Source organism: Thermosynechococcus sp. (genome assembly GCF_025999095.1).
GTDB lineage: Bacteria > Cyanobacteriota > Cyanobacteriia > Thermosynechococcales > Thermosynechococcaceae > Thermosynechococcus.
On sequence record NZ_AP024678.1, the window covers coordinates 58840 to 84097 of the forward strand.

General features: G+C 55.1%; 23 protein-coding genes and 1 tRNA gene. 12 read left to right on the top strand and 12 right to left on the bottom strand.

The features are described 5' to 3' along the window. The first annotated feature begins 9 nt into the window (after positions 1–9). Both lepB and Q0W94_RS00330 read left to right on the top strand, forming a co-directional pair. Entirely contained in the window at positions 10–657 is a 648-nt protein-coding gene (gene lepB / locus Q0W94_RS00325; protein WP_297759731.1) for a signal peptidase I, read from the top strand. Continuing rightward, on the top strand, positions 654–2393 hold the full coding sequence (locus Q0W94_RS00330) for an FAD-dependent oxidoreductase (protein ID WP_297759732.1): 1740 nt from the start codon (positions 654–656) through the stop codon (positions 2391–2393). Before lepB ends, Q0W94_RS00330 begins: the two co-directional genes overlap by 4 nt. Here Q0W94_RS00330 and Q0W94_RS00335 read toward each other — a convergent pair. The 3 genes from Q0W94_RS00335 to rpsN all read right to left on the bottom strand — a co-directional run bounded on the left by Q0W94_RS00335 (position 2390) and on the right by rpsN (position 4746). Then, positions 2390–4027: an acetolactate synthase large subunit gene (locus Q0W94_RS00335; RefSeq protein ID WP_297759734.1), complete on the bottom strand. Its 1638-nt coding sequence runs from the start codon at positions 4025–4027 to the stop codon at positions 2390–2392. The two genes, Q0W94_RS00330 and Q0W94_RS00335, sit on opposite strands and share 4 nt — an antisense overlap. Before the next feature lie 85 nt (positions 4028–4112). After that, a complete protein-coding gene (locus tag Q0W94_RS00340) occupies positions 4113–4400 on the bottom strand; it encodes a 4a-hydroxytetrahydrobiopterin dehydratase (protein ID WP_297759736.1) in 288 nt (95 codons plus the stop codon). A 43-nt stretch (positions 4401–4443) separates the two neighbouring features. Then, entirely contained in the window at positions 4444–4746 is a 303-nt protein-coding gene (gene rpsN / locus Q0W94_RS00345; protein ID WP_011057663.1) for a 30S ribosomal protein S14, read from the bottom strand. A 98-nt stretch (positions 4747–4844) separates the two neighbouring features. On the opposite strand from rpsN, the gene cysS reads away from it, so the two are divergent. Together cysS and pyrE are read left to right on the top strand one after the other, a co-directional pair. Next, positions 4845–6305 carry a cysteine--tRNA ligase gene (gene cysS, locus Q0W94_RS00350; RefSeq protein ID WP_297759739.1) on the top strand — a complete coding sequence of 487 codons (1461 nt, stop codon included), beginning with the start codon at positions 4845–4847 and terminating at the stop codon, positions 6303–6305. Between the two features lie 14 nt (positions 6306–6319). Continuing rightward, complete coding sequence (gene pyrE / locus Q0W94_RS00355) at positions 6320–6889, top strand: orotate phosphoribosyltransferase (RefSeq protein WP_297759741.1); 570 nt, start codon at positions 6320–6322, stop codon at positions 6887–6889. Here pyrE and purB read toward each other — a convergent pair. From purB to ftsH, 4 genes are read right to left on the bottom strand one after another with little or no spacing between them, the layout of a single operon-like run. After that, positions 6886–8181, bottom strand: coding sequence for an adenylosuccinate lyase (purB, locus tag Q0W94_RS00360; protein WP_297759743.1), 1296 nt, complete (start codon positions 8179–8181; stop codon positions 6886–6888). The two genes, pyrE and purB, sit on opposite strands and share 4 nt — an antisense overlap. 52 nt (positions 8182–8233) lie before the next feature. Further along, a complete protein-coding gene (locus Q0W94_RS00365) occupies positions 8234–9322 on the bottom strand; it encodes an LOG family protein (RefSeq protein ID WP_297759745.1) in 1089 nt (362 codons plus the stop codon). A 31-nt stretch (positions 9323–9353) separates the two neighbouring features. Continuing rightward, positions 9354–11567, bottom strand: a complete 2214-nt coding sequence (locus tag Q0W94_RS00370) for an ATP-binding protein (protein ID WP_297759747.1) — start codon at positions 11565–11567, stop codon at positions 9354–9356. After that, on the bottom strand, positions 11513–13441 hold the full coding sequence (ftsH, locus tag Q0W94_RS00375; RefSeq protein WP_297759749.1) for an ATP-dependent zinc metalloprotease FtsH: 1929 nt from the start codon (positions 13439–13441) through the stop codon (positions 11513–11515). The genes Q0W94_RS00370 and ftsH overlap by 55 nt, the downstream gene beginning before the upstream one ends. A gap of 136 nt (positions 13442–13577) precedes the next feature. On the opposite strand from ftsH, the gene Q0W94_RS00380 reads away from it, so the two are divergent. Both Q0W94_RS00380 and Q0W94_RS00385 read left to right on the top strand, forming a co-directional pair. After that, positions 13578–15377 carry an aspartate kinase gene (locus Q0W94_RS00380; protein WP_297759751.1) on the top strand — a complete coding sequence of 600 codons (1800 nt, stop codon included), beginning with the start codon at positions 13578–13580 and terminating at the stop codon, positions 15375–15377. Beyond that, complete coding sequence (locus Q0W94_RS00385) at positions 15364–16278, top strand: DMT family transporter (protein ID WP_297759753.1); 915 nt, start codon at positions 15364–15366, stop codon at positions 16276–16278. The genes Q0W94_RS00380 and Q0W94_RS00385 overlap by 14 nt, the downstream gene beginning before the upstream one ends. Here the strand turns inward: Q0W94_RS00385 and Q0W94_RS00390 are convergent. Continuing rightward, the gene (locus tag Q0W94_RS00390) at positions 16275–16628 is read right to left on the bottom strand and encodes a hypothetical protein (protein ID WP_297759755.1); all 354 of its coding nucleotides are present in this window, start codon (positions 16626–16628) and stop codon (positions 16275–16277) included. The genes Q0W94_RS00385 and Q0W94_RS00390 overlap by 4 nt on opposite strands. Positions 16629–16706: 78 nt before the next feature. Between Q0W94_RS00390 and prmC the strand changes: the two genes are divergently transcribed. Beyond that, positions 16707–17582 (top strand): peptide chain release factor N(5)-glutamine methyltransferase, encoded by an 876-nt coding sequence (prmC, locus tag Q0W94_RS00395; RefSeq protein WP_297759757.1) that lies wholly within the window; start codon positions 16707–16709, stop codon positions 17580–17582. Here the strand turns inward: prmC and Q0W94_RS00400 are convergent. Further along, positions 17579–17842, bottom strand: a complete 264-nt coding sequence (locus tag Q0W94_RS00400; protein WP_297759760.1) for a DUF3493 domain-containing protein — start codon at positions 17840–17842, stop codon at positions 17579–17581. The genes prmC and Q0W94_RS00400 overlap by 4 nt on opposite strands. A 107-nt stretch (positions 17843–17949) precedes the next feature. On the opposite strand from Q0W94_RS00400, the gene Q0W94_RS00405 reads away from it, so the two are divergent. Beyond that, positions 17950–18528, top strand: a complete 579-nt coding sequence (locus Q0W94_RS00405) for a M23 family metallopeptidase (protein ID WP_297759762.1) — start codon at positions 17950–17952, stop codon at positions 18526–18528. A 212-nt stretch (positions 18529–18740) separates the two neighbouring features. Here Q0W94_RS00405 and Q0W94_RS00410 read toward each other — a convergent pair. Further along, positions 18741–18814: transfer RNA gene (locus tag Q0W94_RS00410), tRNA-Asp, on the bottom strand. A 202-nt stretch (positions 18815–19016) separates the two neighbouring features. Here Q0W94_RS00410 and purD point away from each other — a divergent pair. Together purD and Q0W94_RS00420 are read left to right on the top strand one after the other, a co-directional pair. Continuing rightward, a complete protein-coding gene (purD, locus tag Q0W94_RS00415) occupies positions 19017–20312 on the top strand; it encodes a phosphoribosylamine--glycine ligase (RefSeq protein WP_297759764.1) in 1296 nt (431 codons plus the stop codon). A 5-nt stretch (positions 20313–20317) separates the two neighbouring features. Then, the gene (locus tag Q0W94_RS00420; RefSeq protein ID WP_297759765.1) at positions 20318–20611 is read left to right on the top strand and encodes a DUF3082 domain-containing protein; all 294 of its coding nucleotides are present in this window, start codon (positions 20318–20320) and stop codon (positions 20609–20611) included. On the opposite strand, the gene Q0W94_RS00425 is transcribed toward Q0W94_RS00420, so the two are convergent. Together Q0W94_RS00425 and Q0W94_RS00430 are read right to left on the bottom strand one after the other, a co-directional pair. After that, positions 20608–21309 carry an ABC transporter ATP-binding protein gene (locus Q0W94_RS00425; RefSeq protein ID WP_297759767.1) on the bottom strand — a complete coding sequence of 234 codons (702 nt, stop codon included), beginning with the start codon at positions 21307–21309 and terminating at the stop codon, positions 20608–20610. The two genes, Q0W94_RS00420 and Q0W94_RS00425, sit on opposite strands and share 4 nt — an antisense overlap. A 19-nt stretch (positions 21310–21328) precedes the next feature. After that, complete coding sequence (locus Q0W94_RS00430) at positions 21329–22516, bottom strand: TRC40/GET3/ArsA family transport-energizing ATPase (protein WP_297759769.1); 1188 nt, start codon at positions 22514–22516, stop codon at positions 21329–21331. 261 nt (positions 22517–22777) lie between these two features. Here Q0W94_RS00430 and psbA (Q0W94_RS00435) point away from each other — a divergent pair, with 261 nt between their 5' ends. After that, the gene (gene psbA, locus Q0W94_RS00435; RefSeq protein ID WP_297759771.1) at positions 22778–23860 is read left to right on the top strand and encodes a photosystem II q(b) protein; all 1083 of its coding nucleotides are present in this window, start codon (positions 22778–22780) and stop codon (positions 23858–23860) included. A gap of 304 nt (positions 23861–24164) precedes the next feature. Next, positions 24165–25247: a photosystem II q(b) protein gene (psbA, locus tag Q0W94_RS00440; protein ID WP_297759773.1), complete on the top strand. Its 1083-nt coding sequence runs from the start codon at positions 24165–24167 to the stop codon at positions 25245–25247. Positions 25248–25258: the final 11 nt, after the last annotated feature.

The window sequence follows — 25258 nt, forward strand, 5'->3', positions numbered from 1 at the left end:
TTCCTTCCTATGTCCGATGGCAAAGTGCCACCCACAAATGCTCCAGCCCCTGAATCAGGGATAGCCAACACAAAAAAGGCCACAGAACCCTGGTGGCTAGAGATGGCTAAAACCTTAGGGCTTGCGGCTGTCCTTGCCTTTGGCATTCGTACATTTGTGGCCGAGGCGCGCTATATCCCCACCGGGTCCATGGAGAACACCCTCCTGATCAACGATCGCCTGATTATTGAAAAAATCAGCTACTATTTCCATGCCCCCCATCGGGGCGACATTATCGTGTTTAATCCAACCCCCACACTTCAGCAGGCGGGCTTTCGTGATGCCTTTATCAAACGGGTGGTGGGCTTACCGGGCGATCGCGTAGAACTGCGCCAAGGGCGCGTCTATGTCAACAATCAACCGCTACCCGAACCCTATCTTGCGCCCTCAACCTTTACTTCAGTGGACACCTGTGCTGGGATGCAGCCCTACCTTGCTCAACCCCAAGTGATTCCTGCCAACAGTTACTTGGTGTTGGGGGATAACCGCAATAATAGCTTTGATGGCCGCTGCTGGGGAGTGGTACCCCGCAGTTACATTATTGGCCGGGCGGCGCTTCGCTTTTGGCCCCCCAATCGCTGGGGGTTGATTACCGATCCCAAGGAACCCCAACGGTGAGGCAAACCCTCCACACCGCAGTGCTCGTCGTTGGCGGCGGAACAGGGGGGGTGGCCGCTGCCCTAACGGCGGCCCGAATGGGTGTTCAAACAGTGTTGGTCAGTGAAACCCCTTGGCTAGGGGGCATGCTCACCAGTGCCGGGGTAGCGGCCCCCGATGGCAATGAACTCATGGCGTGGCAAACAGGACTGTGGGGGGAATTTCTACGGGCGATCGCCCACCGCCAGCCAGGGGGTCTGGATCATGCTTGGGTGAGTTTTTTTACCTTTGAGCCCAAGGTTGCCGCTGATCTGTTGGCCGAGTGGGTCAAGGCAACCCCAAACTTGGCCTGGATGGTCGGCGAAGTTCCCCAAGCGGTCTTGCGCCAGGGCGATCGCGTCGGCGGCGTGGAATTCACTACCCTGACGATCCATGCCCAAATCACCATTGACGCCACGGAACTTGGTGATCTCCTCGCCTTAGGGGAGATTCCCCACCGTTGGGGCTGGGAGTGGCAAGCAGACACCCAAGAACCCTCAGCCCCGCCAGCACCCACACCGCTCACCGAAACCTACCCTGTTCAAGCGCCCACCTGGGTTGTGGTTCTCCAGGACTATGGGGAGGGTGCCACTGCCCCGGAGATTCCCCCTTCCCCCCTTTGGGATGAACGCAAGTTTGACGGGGCTTGGGCAGGCTACGAGCCACGGCACTTCCTCAACTATGGCCGCTTGCCGGGGAACCGCTTTATGCTCAACTGGCCGCACCAGGGGAATGACTACGGTGTTGGCCTCCAGCGGTTGGTTGGCTCTGCCCAAGAGCGAGAAGCCTTTTGCCAAGAGGCCCGCTGGCATGCCCAGGACTTTGCCCGTTATATCCAACGCCACTTTGGTCGTCGCTATGGTTTAGCAGCGGACACTTTTCCAAGATTCCCTGGCCAACTAGGAGGTGGTGCCTATGCTCTCCATCCCTACTACCGCGAAAGTCGTCGCCTCATTGGTCTCACTACAATTCAAGAGCAGGATATTCTCCCCAGTGCGCCACCGCCCATTGATGCCCAAGGCCACTACACTGGCATTGCCATCGGCAACTACCCGAACGATCACCACTATCCTGGAATGGAACTCCCCCTGATGCCTAAGTCTATCCGCTGGGGCGGTCGTTGGACAGGGACGCCCTTTGTGATTCCCTATACCGCCCTGATCCCGCAGACGGTGGAGGGCTTTTTAGTGGCGGAAAAAAATATCTCGGTGACCCATATTGCCAATGGTGCCACCCGCTTGCAACCGCTGGTGATGGGCATTGGGCAGGGGGCAGGTTGGTTAGCAGCCACAGCCATTCGCCAAGGCAAATCTGTACACCAACTGGCGGGCACCCTTGATCTGATGCCCCTGATTCAGCAGTGCCGGCAGGCAATTTTTCCCTTCTTTAACCTGCCACCCCAACACCCTGAATGGGAAAGGTGGCAACTGCGGGCATTGCAGACCTTTGATCCCTCCCTAGCGCAGCCGTCGGCGGTGGCGATCGCCCAACCAACCCCGATGACCAAGAGCGTAGGAATGCAAACCGTCAGGGGCGAATTTCTAAACTTGGGGGAGCAGGCCTATCAACTGCGCACAGATCAACAGTCTTGGCCTTTGGTAACGCTCCACCCCACCGTGAACGATCGCCTGCAAACCTATAGAAGTGGGCAATGGATCACCGTGACGGGCTTTATCAACCCCTATGCCCCTTGGATACGGGTAGAGCACATCGCCTAAGGGTCGCAGCTTAGCTCGCCGAGACGTTGGTTAAAGCGCAGATTTTCACTATAGTCCACGGGGACATCAATGATAGTGGGGACATCCTGTGCCAGGGCGGTTTTTAGGGTTGGGATCAAGTCGGCGGTCTCCTCAATGCGATAGCCTTTGAGTCCCATGCTCTCGGCTAACTTAACAAAGTCGGGGTTCCCAAAGTGGACATAGGCAGATTCACCAAAGTAGCGCTGCTGCTTCCACTCAATGAGGCCATAGCCGCCATCATTAAAGATGATGGTTGTGAAGTTTGTGCCTATGCGCAGGGCGGTTTCCAGTTCTTGGCAATTCATCATGAAGCCACCATCGCCGGTGACCGCCACCACCTGCCGCTGGGGACAGACCAATTTCGCAGCCACTGCCCCGGGTACGGCAATGCCCATGGCCGCAAAGCCATTGGAAATCAAGCAGGTGTTGGGGCGATCGCAATGGTAGTGACGGGCAAGCCACATCTTGTGGGCACCAACATCGGAAATCACGATATCCTCTGGCCCCATGACTTGGCGCAGGTCATAGATTAGCTTTTGGGGCTTAACGGGAAAACTCTGATCCTGGGCATATTGGCAATAGTCCGCCACAATGTCTTGACGCAGTTGCACGGCATAGGGGGTGGGCTTCCCTTGGCGATCGGCCCGCTTCAGAATTTCGTAGAGGGAATCGGAAATATCCCCCACCACTTCAACCACGGGAATGTAGCTGCTGTCAATTTCGGCAGGAGTGGCCGCAATATGAATAATCGGCAAGCGGCCATCGGGGTTCCAGCTTTTCGGGGAATACTCAATCAAGTCATAGCCAACGGCAATCACTAAGTCAGCATGATCAAAGCCACAGCTAATGTAATCCCGCTGTTGGAGTCCCACGGTCCACAGGGCAAGGGAGTGCTGATAGGGAATGACCCCTTTGCCCATGAAGGTATTGGCCACGGGGATATTCAGCTTTTCGGCAAAATGGGTAAGGGCAGCGGCAGCATGGGCGCGAATGGCACCATTTCCCACTAAGATCAGCGGATTCTCAGCGGCATTGATCAGTTCAGCGGCCTTGAGAATGCTCTGGAAGGAGGCATAGGTTTTTTCAGGCAGGCTGGGTTTGAGGGGATAGCCCTCGGCTTCCATGGCGGCAATGTTTTCAGGCACGTCAATGTGAACCGCACCCGGCTTCTCATTCTGGGCAATTTTAAAGGCCTTGCGGACAATTTCCGGGGTAATGCTGGGGCGGACAATCTGGGCATTCCATTTGGTTACTGGGCTAAACATGGCCACCAAGTCCAGATATTGGTGGGACTCGATGTGCATGCGATCTGTCCCCACTTGGCCGGTAATGGCCACAAGGGGAGCGCCGTCGAGGTTAGCATCAGCCACACCGGTCATTAAATTGGTGGCGCCGGGGCCAAGGGTCGAGAGACATACCCCGGCTTTGCCGGTGAGGCGACCATAGACATCGGCCATAAAGGCCGCCCCCTGTTCATGGCGGGTGGTTATAAATTGAATCCGAGAGCGGCGGAGGGCCTGGAGAACATCGAGATTTTCTTCCCCTGGCAGGCCAAAAATATATTCAACGCCTTCATTTTCAAGGCATTTCACGAGTAATTCGGCGGTATTCATAGGATGGGCGATCGCGGGCACTACCTTCTATCGTAGTTTTGCTTTCTTGGCCCAATCCTTAAATGTTGGCAAATGCTGACGAAATTTATGCCGCTGCTAGATTGGAAATTACCTTGGCTAGATCAATATCCTTTTGGGTAATCCCCCCAGCATCATGGGTGGTGAGACAGACTGTGACCCGATTCCAAGAGATGGATAAATCAGGGTGATGCCCAGCCTGCTCAGCGGGATCCACAAGCCGATTGACAAAGGCAATGGAACCTAGGAAGTTCTTGAAGGTGAAGGTCTGCTCAAGGCGATCGCCCACCTGCTTCCAGCCGGGTAGGCTAGCTAACTGTGCCTCAATCTCCGCTGGAGATAATCGCTCTGCCATCGTTTTGCCTCAGTCCTATTAGCTCTAGGGTAGCAGTGCCAATTTACCAACTGGACTTGACGACCCCGGGCAGTAATCCTTGGTGAGCCATTTCCCGCAGGGCATTGCGGCAGAGGCCAAAATCGCGATAGTAACCACGAGGACGACCCGTCAACCAGCAGCGATTCCGCAGCCGCGAAGGGGCACTGTTACGGGGCAACCGTTGCAGTTGCCGATGGATGCTCATGATCTCTTCTTGGGTTTCGGCACTGGCCAGTTGAGCTTTGAGTTCTTGGCGTTTGCTGGCGTATTTCGCAACGAGCCGTTGCCGCTTTTTTTCCCGTTCGATCATGCTTTTTTTGGCCATGGGGGTGTGTTTGTCCTCGATAATGATGAATTTGCTATTCTATATCCTATCAAAGAGCGATTTGCTGCTGCAACTGTTGATCCTTGCGGGGTGTTTCTGTGCCCTTACATCTGTACAACACATTGTCTCGCCACCTTGAACCCTTTTCGCCCCTGCACCCAGAGCGGGTGACGATCTATGCCTGTGGTGTTACAGTCTATGACTATTGCCATTTAGGGCACGCCCGTTCCTATGTAGCTTGGGATGTGCTGCGCCGTTATCTCACGTTCTTGGGCTACACAGTGCACTATGTGCAGAATTTTACCGATATTGATGACAAAATTCTGCGCCGTGCCCATGAAAACGGTGAAACCATGGCGACGGTGAGCGATCGCTACATTGCCGCCTACCACGAGGACATGGCGGCTTTGAATATCCTGCCTGCCAGTGCTTATCCCCGCGCCACAGAGGTAATTCCAGAAATTATTAACCTCATCCAAGGGCTGCTGGATCGGGGCTATGCCTACGTGGCTGGGGGGGATGTTTACTATGCTGTGGCGCAATTTCCCAGCTATGGCAAGCTCTCGGGGCGCCACCTTGAGCAATTGATGGCCGGTGCCAGTGGTCGCATTGAGGAAGAGGAGGAGCAGCGCAAACGCCATCCCCTAGATTTTGCCCTCTGGAAGGCAGCAAAGCCAGAGGAAATGAGTGTTTATCAACCGTGGGAAGCCCCTTGGGGTAAAGGGCGCCCCGGCTGGCACATTGAATGCTCAGCAATGGTGCGACAGGCCTTTGGGGCAACGGTGGATATCCACTGCGGCGGTATGGATTTAATTTTCCCCCACCACGAGAACGAAATTGCCCAATCGGAGGCGGTGACACAACAGCCCCTGGCGCGATTTTGGCTCCACAACGGTTTTGTTACCGTTAACACCGAGAAAATGTCCAAGTCCTTGGGGAATTTCACAACTATTCGTGACCTGCTGGCTCAGGGGGTGGATCCCATGGCCTTGCGCCTATTGGTCCTGCAGGCTCAGTACCGCAAACCCTTGGACTTTACGCCAGAGGCACTGACCGCCGCTGCCAAGGGCTGGCAAACCCTAGGGGAAGCCCTGCGCGTGCATCAGCAGATTCCCCTGCCCCCTATAGATGCAGATGAGGTGAAAAGCCACCCCAGTACTCAAGCCTTTTGCCAGGCCATGGATGAGGACTTGAACACGGCAGCGGCTCTAGCAGTGATCTTTGAGCTGGCGAAAACCCTCAATCGTGAGCAACATCGCTATCTCCATGGCGGCGAGTGGGGGCGATCGCCCGCCGAAGTCAGCCGCGACTGGCACACTTTGGTGACCTTAGCTCAGGTCTTGGGCCTAGAGGCAAAGCAGGCAGCCCAGACGGCAGAACCTGTGGGTCTAAGCGATGCCGAAATTCAAGCCCTGATTGCCGCTCGCACCGCTGCCCGCCAAGCCAAGAACTACGCTGAGAGCGATCGCCTGCGGGATGTCCTTTTGGCTCAAGGGGTCAAACTCGTGGATCAAAAGGACGGCACCACCCATTGGTTTCGCGTGCCCTCAGCCCCCTAACGCTGGAGAACACCATGGACGATTCCCTTGCTGACTTGCGGCAGGAACTCTTGGCACTTCTTTGCCGCGATGCCTACCGTGCCGGAGAGTTTACCCTGTCCTCTGGCCAAAAAAGCCCCTACTACATTAACTGCAAGCCCGTTACCCTCTCGGCACGGGGCGCTTACCTGGTGGGGCGGCTCTTTCTGGAGCAGTTAGCCCCTGAGGCGGCGGCGGTGGCAGGTCTCACCCTTGGGGCAGATCCGTTGGTGGTGGCAGTGAGTGTGCTTTCCAATATGCAGGGACGGGATCGGGCAGCCCTGATTGTGCGCAAGGAAGCCAAAGGCCACGGCACGATGAGCTTTATTGAAGGTCCCCCCTTGCCCCAGGGGGCAGTGGTCACGGTGTTAGAGGATGTGATTACCACAGGGGGGTCGGCCCTCAAGGCTGTTGTGCGTCTCCAAGAGGCGGGCTATGTCGTGAATGAGGTCCTAGCGATTGTGGATCGCCAAGGGGGCGGCGCCGCTGCTTTTGCGGCTCAGGGGATCCCCCTGCGATCGCTCTTTCAAGTCAGTGACTTAGAAGCCTATCTCAATCGCCCTTAAATTCCCAAGCGCTGGTAAATTTCCTCCAAATGCCGCAGGTGGTGCTCTGGGTTAAAGCAGGCCTCTAATTCCTCAGGACTGAGATACCGCTGAATTTCAGGGTCTGCCTTTAGGTTGGCGGCAAAGTCCCCCTGGGGGTGATTCCAAGCGGCATGGGCATGTTTTTGCACAAGGGCATAGGCCGCTTCACGGCTGAGGCCTTTTTCCACCAAGGCCAAGAGCACCCGCTGACTAAAGATGACACCGCCATAGCAATTCATATTGCGACGCATATTCTCGGGATACACCTGCAGGGTTTGCACCAAGTCAGTCATTTCCACCAGCATAAAGTGGGCGAGAATGGAGCTGTCGGGCAAAATCACCCGTTCCACTGCACTGTGGGAAATATCCCGCTCATGCCAAAGGGCAACATTTTCCAGGGCAGCCAAGGCATTGCCCCGCAGCACTCGCGCCAGCCCCGTCAGCCGTTCAGAACGAATCGGATTGCGTTTGTGGGGCATAGCGGAGGAGCCTTTTTGACCCTTCGCGAAAAATTCCTCGACTTCCAGGACATCGGTGCGCTGAAGATTGCGAATTTCAACGGCAAAGCGCTCCAGACTGGCGCCTAGGAGGGCAAGGGTCTGCACATAATCTGCATGGCGATCGCGGGAAATGACCTGCGTTGAAGCGGTATCGGGTTGTAGTCCTAGTTTTTGGCAGGCGATCGCCTCTACGCGCGGATCGACATTGGCATAGGTGCCCACCGCCCCCGAGATTTTGCCCACCGCCACTGTGCGCTGCAATTGACACAGGCGATCGCGATGCCGCAGCAGTTCCGCCAACCAACCCGCCAGCTTAAACCCAAAGGTAATGGGCTCGGCGTGAATCCCATGACTGCGCCCCACCATCACCGTATAGCGATGTTCTTGGGCACGGTGGCGCACCGCCTGAATGAGATACTCCAACTGCTCTTGAATCAGCCTTAGACTGGCCACCAGTTGCAGGGCTAAACCGGTGTCGAGAACGTCGGAGCTAGTCAAGCCAAGGTGAATATAGCGCCCAGCATCGCCGACATGCTCGTTGACGTTGGTCAGGAAAGCAATGACATCGTGCTTCACCTCCGCTTCAATTGCCTGTACCCGTTCGGGGTCAAACTTGGCCTTGGCTTTGATCTCGGCAACGGCCGCCGCTGGAATATGCCCCAGTTCGGCTTGGGCTTCGCAGACCGCAATCTCCACATCGAGCCAAGTTTGGAATTTGTAGGCATCCGTCCAAAGGTTCCCCATTGGGGCCAGGGTATAGCGTTCGATCATGGGCGTGTGTTTATCTAGCGTGGTGCAAAAAACTGCAATGGCGAACGATCGCCTATTTACGTTCGGGATGGTACACAGCCTCCGCCTTGGCAAAGCCATTAAGGCGATAGATGAGTTGGTAAAGGCGGCTGTAATCCCGCTGGTTAAAGTGCAAAATCAATCGCGGTAGGTGGAGTGTGTGGGTCAAGGCAGGGCGGTTAATGGGTTGCTCGTCTTCCACTTCCCGAGGCAACGGTTCCGTCCGTTCAATCTGCCCCGACACGAGAATGTCTTGAAAATCCCGATTGAGTTCCGCTAAGGCAGCATCACTAATGTCTTGGTTTAACCGCAGCACCAAGCGATCGCCCACATAGCGGCTAGAGTGATAGACACGATAAAAGCCACTCAGATAGGCTAAGCCCTCCTCAACACTGGTGCAGATGCGGTAGAGTTCCTGATCTTCTCCGTTAATCAGCCCCTTGGCTGCCAGTTCTTCCCGAATAAACCAATCCCAGCGTTGCCAGTAGGTGCCCCCTGGAACGTCCATCAAGGCCAGGGGTTTAGGGGGGGCCTTACCCGTTTGGCACAGGGTCAAGCATTCAAAGGCTTCATCCTGGGTGCCAAAGCCACCGGGAAAGACGGCAATGGCATCGGTTTCCTTGAGCAAAAAGAGCTTGCGCGTAAAGAAGTACTTAAAGTGAATCAGGCGCGAATCCCCTTCAATGTAGGGATTGGCCCCCTGCTCAAAGGGCAGTTCAATGTTGAGACCAAAGGACTTATTGGGGCCTGCCCCTTTGTTACCAGCCTCCATGATGCCCCCCCCGGCACCGGTGATAATCATAAACCCCATCGCACTCGCGGCTTGGGCAAAGCGCACCGCCATTTCATAGACCGGCGCAGTGGCGGGGGTGCGGGCAGAGCCAAAGATCGAGATTTTGCGGGTATGGCGATAGGGGGCAAAGACCCGCAGGGCTTGGTGCATATCCCGCAGGCAGGAACGCAGAATTTTCCAATCTAGTCGTTCCAGTTCCTCATCGGCAATCTCCAGAAAAAGCTGCAGGGCTTGGTAAATCACGTCGCCGTGGGGCACCCTATCCAAGCGACTAATTAACTCATCGACGTCTTGCTGTAGGCTACTTAAAGCGACTCGCGAAAGGGTCATGGCACCCTAAAAACGTTAGCACCCTATTTTATCAGGTGGAGGGATCGCCTGTGGCAAGGGGTAGGCTGAGGGTAAAGGTGGTCATGCCTGCTGCGCTGTCGGCGCTAATTTCACCCTGCAATTGCTCTACGAGTTTTTGGGTGAGGGCGAGGCCTAAACCGGTTCCCCCCTGTTGCCACGGATCGGCATTGGGAATGCGATAGAACTTTTCAAAGATGCGCGGCAGTTCCTCACTGGGGATCTCTGAGGGATTACTCACCTGAATTTGCAGGCGATCGCCCCCGATGGGATCGAACCGGACAACAATCTGTGCGCCAGCAGGGCTATACTTACAGGCATTGTTGAGTAACTCTGCTAAGATGCGAGCTAAGGCATGGCGGTTGGAGAGGAGGGGGGGCAACGTGGCGGGGCGCAAGACCTCAAGGGATTGCTGCCGCTGTTGCATGCGGTTGCGAAAGGGTTCGAGCACCGAAGGCAGCCAACTGTCGAGATCAATCACCTCCTGTTGAATCTGGCTGCGCCCTGCCTCTAGGCGTTGCAGATCGAGTAAATCATTGATCAGTTCGGTTTCGCGGTTGCACTCATTGGCGAGAATCTCAAGGTAGCGTTTCTGGCGATCGTCGGTGGCAAAATGCTTCAGCATATGGATGGCCATTTTCATATTGGCCATGGGCGTACGCAACTCGTGGGAGACGGTACTCAAGAAATCATCCTTAATGGCATTCAGCCGCTCGAGCTCCTGCATTTTCTGTTCCAGTTCGGCGGTACGGGCGCGCACTTGTCGCTCCAAATCCGCATTGAGTTCTTGCACCTGTTGGTAAAGCTGTGCTTGGTGAATGGCGAGGGCACACTGATCGGCAATGGTTTTGAGGAGGCTTAAATCTTCCGGTGTCCAAGACTTGGGCAAGGTTTGTTGCCAAAGTGGGCGATCGCTCGCCAAAACTGACGTTGCCTCACTCGGTTCCCACTCACAATCTAGCAGCGTAATTTGCCCCAAGAGTTGGCCCAGGTAAACCAGCGGCGTGATCACCAAGGCATTGACATTTAAGGTTCTCAGATCCGTTTGCAGTGGCTCTGGCACCTCTGGACAATTAGCCGCCAAAACCACCTGTTCACCCCTCCTGAGGGTGGGCTCAAAGAGGGCGATCGCCCGTTGGTTGAGAGCAATCAAGGGGTTGGGCAAGCTGACCAATTGGGGACGGCTCGCATAGGTAGGGCTATGGGGGGCCGGGGTTTGGGTAATCAGGCAGAGGGTTGAGCCTAGGGCCTCTAGGAGTAAATCAGCGGTAATTTGCAGTACTTCTGCTGCCACCAAGGTGGTCCGCATGGCTTGAATGATGCGGTTAATGATGGCCTCCCGCCGCGCTTGGTTGCGCAGTTGTTCCTCGGCGCGTTTGCGATCGGTAACATCCATGACATAGCTGCGGATCAGCTCACTTTCATAGATGTAGTGGATCGATTGCTCGTAGATGCGGCCTTGGTACTCCACCTCCCGCACATGGACTTTTTCTTGGGTTTGCTTCATGTAACGCGCTAGTTCCGGCAGTCCCAATAGCAGGGGATGAGCTAACTTCTGTTGTTGCAAGTCCCGAAACTGCATCACTGCCGCTGGATTGAGATATGTCACCCTCCCCTCTAAATCCACCTCTAAAATCGGGTTGGGCGTCAGTTCTGGATAGGAGGCCAAGCGCACTAAGGCCGCTTCACTAAAATTCTCGATGTTGCCCTCACTGAGGGGAACGAGCGTTGCAAAGGGATTGGTGCTTTTGGAGAGAAATCCCAAGACATCGGTACTGCGGCAAAACTCCTGAAACTCGGTATCTGTCATGTTGGTCAGGGTCAGGTAGCGGGCCCGCACATCACCGCCAAACACAATCATGTCGCCCGTGCGCAAATCATGGGCCACAATCCGCTGGCCATTGACTAAAGTCCCATTCGTACTGCGCTTGCCCTGCAAATCGCCATCAATCAGGCGAAAAAGATAGCTATTGGTCTCAGGACTAGTCACTCGGAACAAAATCGCGTGCTGCCGTGAGACCATCTTGGAGTGGAGCACAATTGAGTTCGTCGGATCACGGCCAATGGAGTAGGTGGCCGCCTCTAGCAAAATGGGTCGCCGCCCCTCACTGTCTTCGAGGACTAGTAGGTGGCGGACTGCCTGCCGCTCATCGCTCACCGTTGCCTCCTGACCTAGGACGGCTGGGCATCCTGACGAAAGGACACGGGTGTGGCCGTTGCCTGCCAAGGGGGTTCTTTGACAGGTAGCGTGGTGTATTGACGCACCAAGGCACGGAACTCATCACCGTCAATGGTTTCCTTGTCAAGGAGCAGCTCCACCAGCTTGTCAATGGCCACCCGATGCTCGCGGATCAGTTTGCGAGCAATCTCGTAGCAGTGCATAACAATCGCACGCACTTGCCGGTCAATTTGCACGGCCACGGCTTCAGAATATTCAGCGCGGGGCATGAGATCTCGACCCAGAAAGACCTCGTTGCCTGTTGTTTCAAGGGCTAGGTGTCCCAAATCCGACATACCGTAACGGGTCACCATTTCCCGCGCCAGATTCGCTACTGCTCGCAAGTCGCTACTGGCACCCACGGTAACTTCAGCATCACCAAAGATTTCCACTTCAGCAGCGCGCCCTCCCAATAGAATTGTGATCTCATCGAGGAGCCAGGCGCGGGTATAGAGGCCACTATCTACCCGCTCTTCATCAAAGATCTGCTGGGCAAAGCCACCAACACCCCCAGAACGGGGGATAATCGTCACTTTATTGAGGGGATCGGCGTGTTTTAGCAGTGTCATCAACAACGCATGCCCCACTTCGTGGTAGGCAATCAGCCACTTTTTCTTACTGTCGAGGAGAGGGGTGAGCGTCATGCCAATGGTGACCCGGTCAATGGCATCGTCAATTTCGGCATTGGTAATGGCGGGTTTGCGGCGGCGCGCTGTGAGGATCGCAGCTTCATTGAGAAGGTTAGCCAGGGCGGCACCTGAAAAACCGGGGGTCCGGCGGGCGATCGCCTCTAGGGACACCTCAGGGGCAATTTTTTTGTTGCGCGCATGGACTTGGAGAATTTGGAGGCGTCCTTTGTAGCTGGGCAAATCAACGGTAATCTGGCGGTCAAAGCGGCCAGGGCGCAGTAGGGCAGCATCCAAAACATCGGGGCGGTTCGTTGCTGCAATGACAATAATGCCAGTATTGCCCTCAAAGCCATCCATTTCCGTTAGGAGTTGGTTGAGGGTTTGCTCGCGCTCATCATTGCCACCGCCAATTCCCGCACCCCGTTGGCGACCAACGGCATCAATTTCATCAATAAACACCAAACAGGGGGCGTTTTCCTTAGCCTTTCTGAAGAGATCGCGCACGCGGGAGGCGCCGACACCGACAAACATTTCCACAAATTCAGAGCCAGAAATGGAAAAGAAGGGTACCCCAGCTTCACCGGCGATCGCCTTGGCAAGGAGCGTTTTCCCAGTTCCCGGTGGCCCAATCAGCAGCACCCCCTTGGGAATACGGGCACCAATAGAGGTAAATTTCTCTGAATTCTTGAGAAAGGTGACGACTTCCTGCAGCTCTTCTTTGGCTTCTTCAATTCCTGCCACATCGCCAAAGGTCACCCCCGTTTGTGCCTCCATTTGAAAGCGGGCGCGGGATTTGCCAAAGTTGAGAATCTGCCCAGGGCCGCCAGGGGCATTACTGACCCGCTGCAAAATCATCAGGAATAAAATCAGCACAAAGAAGCCCAGCACCAAGTTGGAAACTAGACTGACAACGGCGCTCTCATTGCCTGAGGGCACCACCCGCACCGTCGTGTCATAGCGACTGCTCACTTGGCGCAGCAGTTCCACCAGTTCAGGATTGCGATCAAAGAGCCGTACCTCTTGGGGAGGCGATTGTTCTGGCTGATTCTTGCGGCGAAACTTGGCTAGTCCCTGTTCCTGATAGAGTTCAACGGAGCGAACTTCACCGGCCTTAAGGGCATTGAGGAATTGAGTGTAGGAAACGGTATTATTGTTGCTCGACTGCCCTAGACCAATATTAGTGGGGGCTAAGGAGAGACCCACGACCAAAGCCAGTTGACTCAGTCGTTGGCAAAGGCGTTGAGCGTATTTCATCGACACCCGTTTCCGAAATTGAGTTCTAATTTCCAGTTTAACAGCGATTTTTCAGTTCCCTGGCGCCACGGCTCAGCCACAGCCCAGAATCGCCGCCCTGAATATAAAATAGGACAGCATTCTTTTTAGAACGCCCATGGGACTGATTGTACAAAAGTATGGCGGCACGTCCGTCGGTAGTGTCGAGCGCATTCAAGCGGTAGCCCGCAGGGTCAAGGCCACTGTGGCAGCAGGACATCAGGTAGTGGTGGTGGTCTCGGCCATGGGCAAAACGACGGATAGCTTGGTGCAACTGGCCTATGCCATTAGCGATCGCCCCAGTCAGCGGGAAATGGATATGCTGCTTTCGACGGGGGAGCAAGTCTCGATCGCTCTATTGACGATGGCTCTCCATGCCTTGGGGGAACCCGCCATCTCCCTGACCGGCGCCCAAGTGGGCATTGTTACTGAACCGGCCCACACCCGCGCCCGCATTCTCCACATTGAGACCCAGCGCCTCGAACGGCACCTCAAGGAAGGACAAGTGGTGGTTGTGGCCGGTTTTCAAGGAATTACCGCCGATGCAGATTTTGAAGTCACCACCCTTGGGCGTGGCGGGTCGGATACCTCAGCTGTGGCTTTGGCGGCTGCCCTACGGGCGGATTGCTGTGAAATTTACACCGATGTCCCTGGTATTTTGACCACAGATCCGCGACTAGTGCCCCATGCCCAACTCATGAGGGAAATTACTTGCGATGAAATGCTAGAGTTGGCCAGCTTAGGGGCAAAGGTCTTGCACCCCCGCGCAGTGGAGATTGCCCGCAACTATGGGGTGGATTTGGTGGTGCGCTCCAGTTGGACGGATGATCCTGGTACTCGCGTCATCGCACCATCGCGACCGCCGCGTCCTGTGGAAAACCTTGAGCTGGGCAAGCCTGTGGATGGTGTAGCGCTGGACACCGATCAGGCAAAGGTGGCCCTGCTGCGGGTGGCCGATCGCCCCGGTGTTGCGGCACAGCTTTTTGGCGAACTGGCACGGCAAAACCTGGATGTGGATTTGATTATCCAATCTATCCACGAAGGGCAAACGAATGATATTGCCTTCACAGTGCAAAAGAGGGTTCTGAGACAAGCCGAAGCCATTGCCGTGGCCTTTTATCCCCGCCTGAGTCCGCGGGTTGAAGAGACGGATGTGCTCGTGGATGCCGATATTGCCAAGGTAAGTATTACCGGTGCAGGGATGATTGGCCGACCGGGGGTGGCAGCTCAGATGTTTTCAGCCTTGGCGGCAGCGGGTATTAACCTGCAAATGATTTCCACCTCTGAAGTGAATGTCAGTTGTACAGTGGCCGCAGCGGATGCCGGTCGAGCCATTGCCGTCCTCTCCCAAACCTTTGATGTGGAAGCCGCCACCACTGTCCCCCAAAAGCCCCCCGCTGCCCCACCGGTGCGGGGCGTTGCCCTTGATCCCAAGCAGGCGCGGATTGCCATTCGGGATGTGCCCGATCGCCCGGGCATGGCGGCAGCGATTTTCCAGACCCTGGCGGATGCGGCCATTAGTGTCGATATGATTATCCAATCCCAGCGATCGCGCTCCCTGGGGGGGGTGATGACCCGCGACATTGCCTTTACGGTCGCCGCTGCCGATGCCGAGAGAGCCACCGCACTGCTCAGAGAAGTTCAGGCCCAATTGGGCTACGGTGACATCCTCGTCGATACCGCGATCGCCAAAGTGAGCATTGTCGGTGTAGGGATGATCCACCGGCCGGGGATTGCTGCCCAAATGTTTGCTGCCCTGGCCCGCGAAAACATCAACATTCAAATGATTGCCACCTCGGAAATTCGCGTCAGTTGTGTCGTAGCAGAATCAGAGGGGGTGCGGGCGCTGCGGGCGGTGCATACGGCCTTTGGCCTAGATGGTGAGACGCCCGTCGTCATTCCCGATGTCGGTCAATAGGCCGCCCCCCTGGCAAATTGACCTTGTGCTTGGCCTAGGGGTATTGGCGGTTTCTACGGCTGCTGTCCTGGTGCGTTGGGGAATGACTAGTTTACCTACCTATTCCCTAGGCACAACTGTGGGGTTTAGCATCTTCTTGGCCAGTGGTCGCCTGGGGTTGGCTGCCCTCTTTTTAACCCCGCAACTCTCCACTTGGCCGTGGCCAGATGCCACTCGCTACAATCTGCGTTGGGCAGTGGCTGCTGGGGTTGCCCTGGCGGCGCACTTTAGCCTTTGGTTTACCTCGCTGAATTACACATCGGTGGCCGCCTCGACAACATTGGTGACCACAACCCCCATTTGGTCGGCGCTCGAGGGGTACCTTTGCCAGCGGCAACCCTTCAAACCCCGTACTTGGCTAGGCATGGCGATCGCCCTTGGTGGCAGTGCTCTAATTGGCATGGCAGAACCGACGAGTGCTGGGGCCAGGAATCCCCTACTGGGAAATGGGCTAGCGATCGCGGCGGCCTGGGCGGTCAGTGCCTACTTTATTTGTGGTCAAGCTGCCCAAAAAGCCGGTCTGGCAATTCACCACTACGCCCTTGTTGCCTATGCCACTGCTGCGGTGGGGCTCCTACCCCTGCCGCCTCTCCTGGGCCTTGCCTACACAGGTTGGCCACTAAAGCTCTATGGCGCTATTGTCTTGCTGGCGTTGATTCCGCAGTTGCTGGGGCACACCAGTCTCAATTGGTGCCTGCGTTGGCTCTCCCCCACAGGGGTAACCCTTCTAGGGTTGGCAGAACCCATTGTTGCGAGTCTCTTTGCTTTGCTGCTGTTTGGTGAAGTGCCGACAACGGCAGTGATCATGGGGGGCGCTCTTGTGCTGGTGGGTTTAAGCCTGGCCCTGTGGCCAAGTCCTTAGGGTGGTTTTGGCGATCGCCGCCGCTGTTTGAGGGTATCCAAGGCATCCCCCAAGGCGGTAATTAACCCCTCACGGGTACGGGCATGATTTTGCCGTTCCTCCTCTAGGGCACGTCGCAGCCGTTTATTTTCCAAGAGAGCTTCAATCAGTTGAACCTGAAGTTGGGCAACGGAGGTTTCACGGCGCACGCGGGCTTCAATCTGTGCCCGTTCATCTGCCCATTCTGGGGCTTCGGGAGCCGCAGGCGGTGGTGGTGGTTCAGGAATTAGTGACGACAGTTCATTGGCTCGCGCCTGTGCCCGTTGGAGTTGCTCTTGCAGACGTTGAAGCTGTTCCTGAAAATCTGCCACAGTGGATAAGGCACAGTTAGGAATCCTAGGGCTATTTTGATACGAGTATCCTCAGAAAACAAGGGTCAAGATATCTTCGTGAGTGGTGAGGTGCTCCAGGGATGGTGGCACTGGGCTCAGGGGATCATTCCCGCTTCGGAGCGCCAGAGTGGCCTGCAGGAGTTAAAACAATTTCTCAGGGCCTTTACAGTGCTGAGTCCCCTTGAAATCACACTGCGCCGCTTCCCGCCCCAGATTCATCTGAAACTTCCCCTTACAGAACTGCAAGAGCGCTGGCAACGCCGCTGGCAAGAGCGAGTCCCCCTGCAATATCTGATTGGTGTGGCCCACTGGCATGATCTCGAATTAGTCGTTACCCCCAGCGTCCTGATTCCTCGGCCAGAAACCGAGGAGTTACTTGAAGTAGTGGCGGCAACGGTACCCCCTTGGCAACAGCAGGGGCATTGGCTGGATTTGGGTACAGGGAGTGGCGCGATCGCCATTGGGTTGGCGCGGTTATTTCCGACAGCGCTGATTCATGCCGTAGATTGTAGTCCTGAGGCCCTAGAGGTCGCGCAAGTTAATATTCAAAAGTACGCTTTGGGCGATCGCGTGCGGTGCTACGTCGGCAATTGGTTTGACCCCATTGTACCTCTGCAAGGGCAAGTGCAGGGGATTGTCAGTAATCCCCCCTATATTCCCACCAGCCTAGTGGCCACCCTCCAACCGGAGGTGCAGTACCATGAGCCCCTCCTTGCCCTCGATGGCGGCACCGATGGCTTGCAGGCCATTCGTCAGATTCTTGAGACGGCGCCAGAGTATTTGCAACGTCAAGGCTGGCTCTTTATTGAATTGATGGCCACCCAAGGGGAAGCAGTGGCAGCGTTGGCAAGGGCCACCCAAGCCTATGAACGGGTGGAAATCCTGCGAGATCTCAGTGGCCACGATCGCTTTTTGCTTGCTCAAACCCCTTAGCCGCGATCCCAACGCCAGAGGGCAACCATTAGGGCAACCACTCCAATTTGTAATGCCAGATTCCACGCCACATCGTCACCTGCGGTGCCCGCCAATCCCTTGAGGCCAAGGATAAAGGCACCCATGAGGCCGGAAGCGGCAAAAACAGCATAGAAAACATGCCGCAGTCCCCGGTAGGGCGCTGCTGCCTCAGCGCGCAGGCGATCGCGCAGGGTTGACTGAGTCACTTCAACCTGTTGCTTGGGTTCCTGAGCAGCCATTTGATTTTTCCGTCACCTGAAAATATTCTACGTCCCTAATAATAGGGAACGGTGTGCATCAATGAGGGTCTAGGGCCGTAGGCCAAAAAAGACGTGAGGAGTTTAATATGCATTGGCAGCGAATCAGTCTGGCACTCTCGATCGCCTTGGGGACCACGGTTGCAATTCCCCAACTGAGCCAACCCTCCCAAAATACAAGTACAGGGACACTCCGCTGGAGTGATGCTTCATTTCCTGTGGAAAATTTCCAAGGCTATACCTCTCCCTTCGGCTACCGGCGATCGCCCACGGGGGAACCCACCACCGAATTTCACAATGGCCTTGATTTTGCAGCGCCCCAAGGGAGCTATATCCGCAATTGGTGGGCCGGGCAAGTAGTTGAAGTGTCCGATCACACCGTCTGTGGCACACTGGTACGGATTCAATCGGGAGCTTGGGAACACGTTTACTGCCACATGATGGGGCGGGTTGAGCAGACCCCCCAAGGACGAGCCATGGTTGATCGCGCGGGTGGCATTTTAATCCTAGAGAGGCAACAAGTACCCACGGGGGCACGTATTGGTCGAGTGGGCATGACGGGGCGCACCACCGGACCCCACCTTCACTGGACGCTCCGCTACCGCGGGCAATTGATCAATCCTGCCGTGGTTTTGCAAGCCATGTATGGCAGCCAAGCTCAGCGGTAACCCCAAGCAGAGAATTGTTTGGGTTTGCGTCAGGGACGCCGCTGAGACTCGAAAACATTTTCTTGCGCATCATTTGCACATTCCAATCATCCATGGCACCGAAGCGATCAATCACTCAGCCAGAATAGGGCACCTATCGAGCCAGCCAGTGCTCAAAAAGTGACTCTGCCGATTATCCCTGAGGAATTCAACGTAAAATTGTGTAACTTTGACGGGACTGACGGGGCTCGAACCCGCAACTTCCGCCGTGACAGGGCGGTGCTCTAACCGATTGAACTACAGTCCCAATTTTTGAGCGATTTTTAGCCTATCAGGAAAATCAGGGGCTTGTCAACTGGTTGCATTTCCCTTGCAGGGCGATCGCCCCCTAGGCATTTCTTGTGGCCTTTGGGGAGAACATTGCCGGTTGACTGATAAACTTGGTAAGCTCCTGAACATTGATTTGAGTTGATTTGAAAAATGATCGCCTATCTTTTGGGAGTACATCTGTGAAGGTCGTTGTCGTTGGCAGTGGTGGGCGAGAGCACGCGATCGCTTGGAAATTGCTCGATTCCCCTCGCGTGACCCAGGTTTACTGTTTGCCAGGGAATGGGGGCACAGCCTGCTTAGAGCGGTGTGAGAATGTTGCCATTGAAGCCAGCGACCTCACCGGCATTGGTGAATTTGCCAAAGAGACTAACGCTGATCTGGTAGTCGTTGGCCCAGAGGCACCCCTGGCGGCTGGTTTAGGCGATCGCCTGCAGGAGTTAAACATTCCCGTCTTTGGACCCGTACAGGCAGGGGCCCAAATTGAGGCCAGCAAAGCCTGGGCCAAAGCCCTGATGCAGTCTGCTGGCATTCCTACGGCCAAGGCAGCGGTGTTTGACACTTATGAGGCCGCCTGCCGTTATGTTCAAGCCCAAGGCACCCCCATTGTCATTAAGGCCGATGGTTTAGCAGCGGGTAAAGGAGTGACGGTAGCAGCCACAGAGACAGAGGCGATCGCGGCCCTCGAGCGAATCTTTGGGGGCGAATTTGGTGTTGCTGGTCAAAAGGTGGTCATTGAATCAGTGCTGGAGGGGCAAGAGGTCTCCGTACTCGCTGTTACAGATGGCAAAACAATTCTGCCGCTGTTGCCTGCCCAAGACCATAAGCGCATTGGCGAAGGGGATACCGGTCCGAATACCGGGGGAATGGGGGTCTATGCCCCTGTACCTTGGGTGACACCAGCGCTCATGCAACGGATTCAAAGGACGATTCTCGAACCTGCCCTTGGGGCTTTACAGGATCGGGGCATCCACTACTGCGGGGTGCTCTATGCGGGTCTGATGGTGACGCCCGCAGGGGATCCCTACGTGGTGGAGTTTAACTGTCGCTTTGGCGATCCCGAAACCCAAGTGGTGCTGCCCCTTTTGGAAACCCCCTTGATTGATGTAATCCTGGCCTGTGTTGAGGGACGCTTAGCCAGCTTGGGAGCCTTGCAATGGCGCAATGAAGTGGCGCTATGCGTTGTCATGGCCGCAGCAGGTTATCCGGGCAGTTACCGCACAGGGGATGTGATTCAAGGGATTCCAGAAGCAATGGCCCAGGGAGTTCTTGTCTTCCATGGGGGTACCCGTTGGCAGGAGGGGCAGTGGTACACCAATGGTGGGCGGGTTCTCAACATCACTGCCTTAGCCCCTGATTTTACCACGGCTCAAGCCCGGGCCTACGCGGCGGTTAATGTCATTGAATTTGCCAACTGCTACTATCGTCGTGACATTGGCTACCGTATTCTGGAATCATCGGCCCACAGAGGTGAATAGTGTCCATGACCCTTCTTCCTTCCAAAACTAACCCATTACACTGTTTAACCGGCGCATTAATTGCTGGTACCCTTGGGCTTCTCCTCTATCGGCTCACAGGGGCGATCGCCTACCTCTTTGCTAGCCATGCCGTCAGTACTCACAATCAACTGGTTTATAGCTTGGCAGTCGCCGTGCGCACCCTTGTGGTCGGCTTGTGTACCCTGGCAACGGGTGTCTTTAGCATTATTGCGCTGGGGCTAGTGGCTCTGACGCTGCAACTCCTTTGGGAACGCTGGGTACAACGGGAGCAAGCTTAACTGTTGCTGATTTTGCCATCCTCAATTTTGGTGATGCGATCAGCAATGGCTGTAATACGCGGATCATGGGTAACAATCAATACCGTGCAGTTGTTTTCCTTGGCCAGCTTGTCGAGAATCTTGATCACCTGCTGGCCATTTTGGGAATCAAGGGAGGCCGTGGGTTCATCGGCAAAAATGATCTTTGGCTCACCGGCCAAGGCACGGGCAATGGCAACCCGTTGTTTTTGCCCCCCGGAGAGGTTGGCGGGCAGAAAGTCGAGGCGATCGCCCAAACCAACTGCCTCGAGAAGCGCTGCTGCCTGTTCCTTCGCTGTTTTGCCTTTAATGCCCTTAAGATTGAGGGCAATTTCAACATTTTCCAGTGCGGTCAAGGCAGGGAAAAGATTAAAACTCTGAAAGATAAAACCAATATTTTGCAGGCGAAATTTTGCCAGTGCAGCCTTGGATAGTTGGGTTATCTCTTGGCCTAAGACAACCACTTGACCACTGGTGGGGGCAAGAATGCCGGCCAAAATCGAGAGCAGAGTGGTTTTCCCCGACCCCGAAGGTCCCATTAGCAGATGGATATGACCGGCTTGGATTTGCAGATTAATTCCCTGAAGCACAGGGGTCTCCTGATGACCAGAACGATAAACCTTGGTTAGATTGGTGGTGGCGATCGCCAGGTTAGTCATAATCACAGCGGCCAGGCTCATCAGTCATCCCCTGGGGGAATTAGCCATTGGTGGCACTAGCAAAGCGGATTTTCAGGTAGTCCGCCTCCATTTTCGCGCCCACCGGTTGCAGCGCCGCCAACCCTTGGGGGAGCACCATATTGCGACGATGGTTGCCAATGCGAATATTCAACTCATCCGCCGTCTTGTTCAGTTCAATTTTTTCCTTGGGGACCCCCGGTAGATACAGTTCGAGGCTGTACTGGCCATCGCTGGGCACCACCCGAATTGTTTGCTCGTGGTAATAAACCTGAGCTGGATCCTCATCACCATAGAGGGTTTCCTTCAGGCGATGCAGTGCTGCTAAACCACAGAGTTCCTCAGCAAACAGGGGGACTTCCTTGACAGGCAGGGGGCGAAAATTGTCGTGAATCTCTTGGCGATACCGTTGCTGGGCTTCTTTCCAGCGGGTAAAGAAGGGATCATGCACGGTCTCTGGCAAAATGCGGTTGGCCACCACTAAATCCGTAGCCACATTGTAGAGGCTGAGATAGGCATGGGCACGCAGGGATTCCTTGATCACCATCTTTTCTGGATTGGTCACCAAGCGCACGGAGGTTTGCATGTTGTCGGTGAGAACTTTTTCAAGGGCTTCAATCTGCTCATAGAATTCATAGGGCGCATCCATGACCTCTTGATCGGGCAAAGAGAACCCTACCAAGGGCTTGAAAATTGGCTCCACAATTGGTCGCAAGGCCACGGACATCCGCTGTAAGGGTTTGTAGAAGCGGCGCATATACCAGCCGCTCACCTCGGGCAGGCTCAACAGCCGCAGTGCCGTGCCTGTGGGGGCAGAGTCAATGATGAGGACATCGTATTGACCTTCGTCGTAGTGGCGCTTCATACGCACAAGGGCAAAAATTTCATCCATCCCCGGCAAGATGGCCAATTCCTCCGCCTGAACCCCTTCTAACCCCCGCGCCTGCAACACTTGGGTAATGTAGCGCTTGACGGCTCCCCAGTTGTCCTCCAGTTCCATGAGGGCATCTAGTTCGGCACCCCAGAGATTTTCGGCAACGGGCACTGGCACATGCCCCAGTTCCATGTCAAAACTATCGGCAAGGGAGTGGGCGGGATCGGTACTCAGGACCAAGGTTTTATAGCCCAACTCAGCACAGCGTAGCCCCGTCGCCGCCGCCACTGAGGTTTTGCCAACGCCACCTTTGCCAGTCATTAAAATTACGCGCATGGGAAGGCTCTGCCCTAAACACAATTGCTTAAAATATCTTAACCCTTGAGCCTAGCCGCGGGGGGGCGATCGCTCGCCACCAATGGAAATAAAATCATTAAGGAAAATAAATAAATACAACTACCTATTTAGTTTTATTAACAATAATTTAGAACCCTCCCCGATCCCTTGGGGGGAATATTAAGTTAATGCTTAAGCCCTTGCAGTTTATGACTGTTTTCAAGGGTTTGTAAATCAAATATATTTGGACTTATCACGACTATGACCACAACTCTCCAACGTCGCGAAAGCGCGAATTTGTGGGAGCGGTTTTGTAACTGGGTGACCAGCACCGATAACCGCCTCTATGTGGGCTGGTTTGGGGTGATCATGATCCCCACCCTATTGGCCGCAACCATCTGCTTTGTGATTGCCTTCATCGCTGCTCCCCCCGTGGACATCGATGGCATCCGTGAGCCCGTTTCTGGTTCTTTGCTCTATGGCAACAACATCATCACGGGTGCCGTTGTCCCCTCTAGCAACGCCATTGGCTTGCACTTCTACCCCATTTGGGAAGCGGCTTCCCTCGATGAGTGGCTCTACAACGGTGGCCCTTACCAACTTATCATCTTCCACTTCCTGCTGGGTGCCTCCTGCTACATGGGTCGCCAGTGGGAACTCAGCTACCGCCTGGGGATGCGGCCTTGGATCTGCGTCGCCTACTCTGCCCCCCTGGCCTCTGCCTTTGCGGTCTTTTTGATCTACCCGATTGGTCAAGGCAGCTTCTCGGACGGGATGCCCCTCGGTATCTCCGGTACCTTCAACTTTATGATTGTGTTCCAAGCCGAGCACAACATCCTCATGCACCCCTTCCACCAACTGGGTGTGGCCGGTGTCTTTGGTGGCGCTTTGTTCTCCGCCATGCACGGTTCTCTGGTGACCTCCAGCTTGATCCGGGAAACCACGGAAACCGAATCCACCAACTATGGCTATAAGTTCGGTCAAGAGGAAGAAACCTACAACATCGTGGCTGCCCACGGTTACTTTGGCCGGTTGATCTTCCAATACGCCAGCTTCAACAACAGCCGTGCGCTGCACTTCTTCTTGGCCGCTTGGCCGGTGGTGGGTGTCTGGTTCACGGCGCTGGGCATCAGCACCATGGCCTTCAACCTGAATGGCTTCAACTTCAACCATTCAGTCATTGATGCCAAGGGCAACGTGATCAACACCTGGGCAGACATCATCAACCGTGCCAACCTGGGGATGGAAGTGATGCACGAGCGCAATGCTCACAACTTCCCCCTCGACTTGGCCAGCGCAGAGTCTGCCCCTGTGGCGATGATTGCTCCGAGCATTAACGGCTAAGCAACGTTATCTGCTGAACTTTTACACAGCCGCTCCTAAATCTAGGGGCGGTTTTTTATTGTGTTACAGCCCACAGGGATTAACGGGCTCAATATTCCAACAGCTTCAGAGATGCCGGTACCTCCCCAGCTTCAATCTCTTAGATTGATAAAAATCAATGGGTAAACAAAGTTCCTTTGGCTCTATAAAGGTTGACCTCAAGTCTCTTGCTACTTAAAAATATAACCATATAATCATAAATAGAGTATGCAGCGTTTATTGCTGCTGCTGCGGTCCTGTTGTTATTTATGGATTCATAACGACTATGACTACAGTTCTGCAACGTCGTCAGACAGCGAATCTGTGGGAGCGTTTTTGCGATTGGATCACCAGCACAGAGAACCGCCTTTATATTGGCTGGTTTGGGGTGATCATGATCCCGACGCTGCTTGCCGCAACGATTTGCTTTGTCATTGCCTTTATTGCGGCGCCCCCTGTGGATATTGATGGCATCCGTGAGCCTGTCTCCGGCTCCCTGCTCTATGGCAACAACATCATTACAGCGGCAGTAGTGCCCTCCTCTAATGCCATTGGGTTACACCTCTACCCAATCTGGGATGCCGCTTCCCTCGATGAGTGGCTCTACAATGGTGGGCCTTACCAACTGATTGTTTTCCACTTCCTCATCGGCATTTTCTGCTACATGGGTCGGGAGTGGGAACTCAGCTATCGTCTCGGGATGCGGCCTTGGATTCCTGTGGCCTTCTCTGCCCCTGTGGCAGCGGCAACGGCTGTGCTGTTGATCTACCCCATTGGTCAAGGCAGCTTTTCCGATGGACTGATGCTGGGGATTTCCGGTACGTTCAACTTCATGATTGTGTTCCAAGCGGAACACAATATCCTCATGCACCCCTTCCACATGCTGGGTGTGGCGGGTGTCTTTGGTGGTGCCTTGTTTGCCGCCATGCACGGTTCTCTGGTGACCTCCAGCTTGATCCGGGAAACCACGGAAACCGAATCCACCAACTATGGCTACAAGTTCGGTCAAGAGGAAGAAACCTACAACATTGTGGCTGCCCACGGTTACTTTGGCCGGTTGATCTTCCAATACGCCAGCTTCAACAACAGCCGCTCGCTGCACTTCTTCCTCGCAGCTTGGCCAGTGGTGGGTATCTGGTTTGCTGCCCTGGGTATTAGCACGATGGCCTTTAACCTCAATGGTTTCAACTTCAACCACTCCGTTGTGGATGCGCAAGGCAACGTGATCAACACCTGGGCGGACATCATCAACCGCGCCAACATTGGTATTGAGGTGATGCATGAACGCAATGCCCACAACTTCCCCCTCGACTTGGCTAGCGGTGAATCGGCTCCTGTGGCGATGATTGCCCCGAGCATTGACGCCTAAAAAGGTCGCTC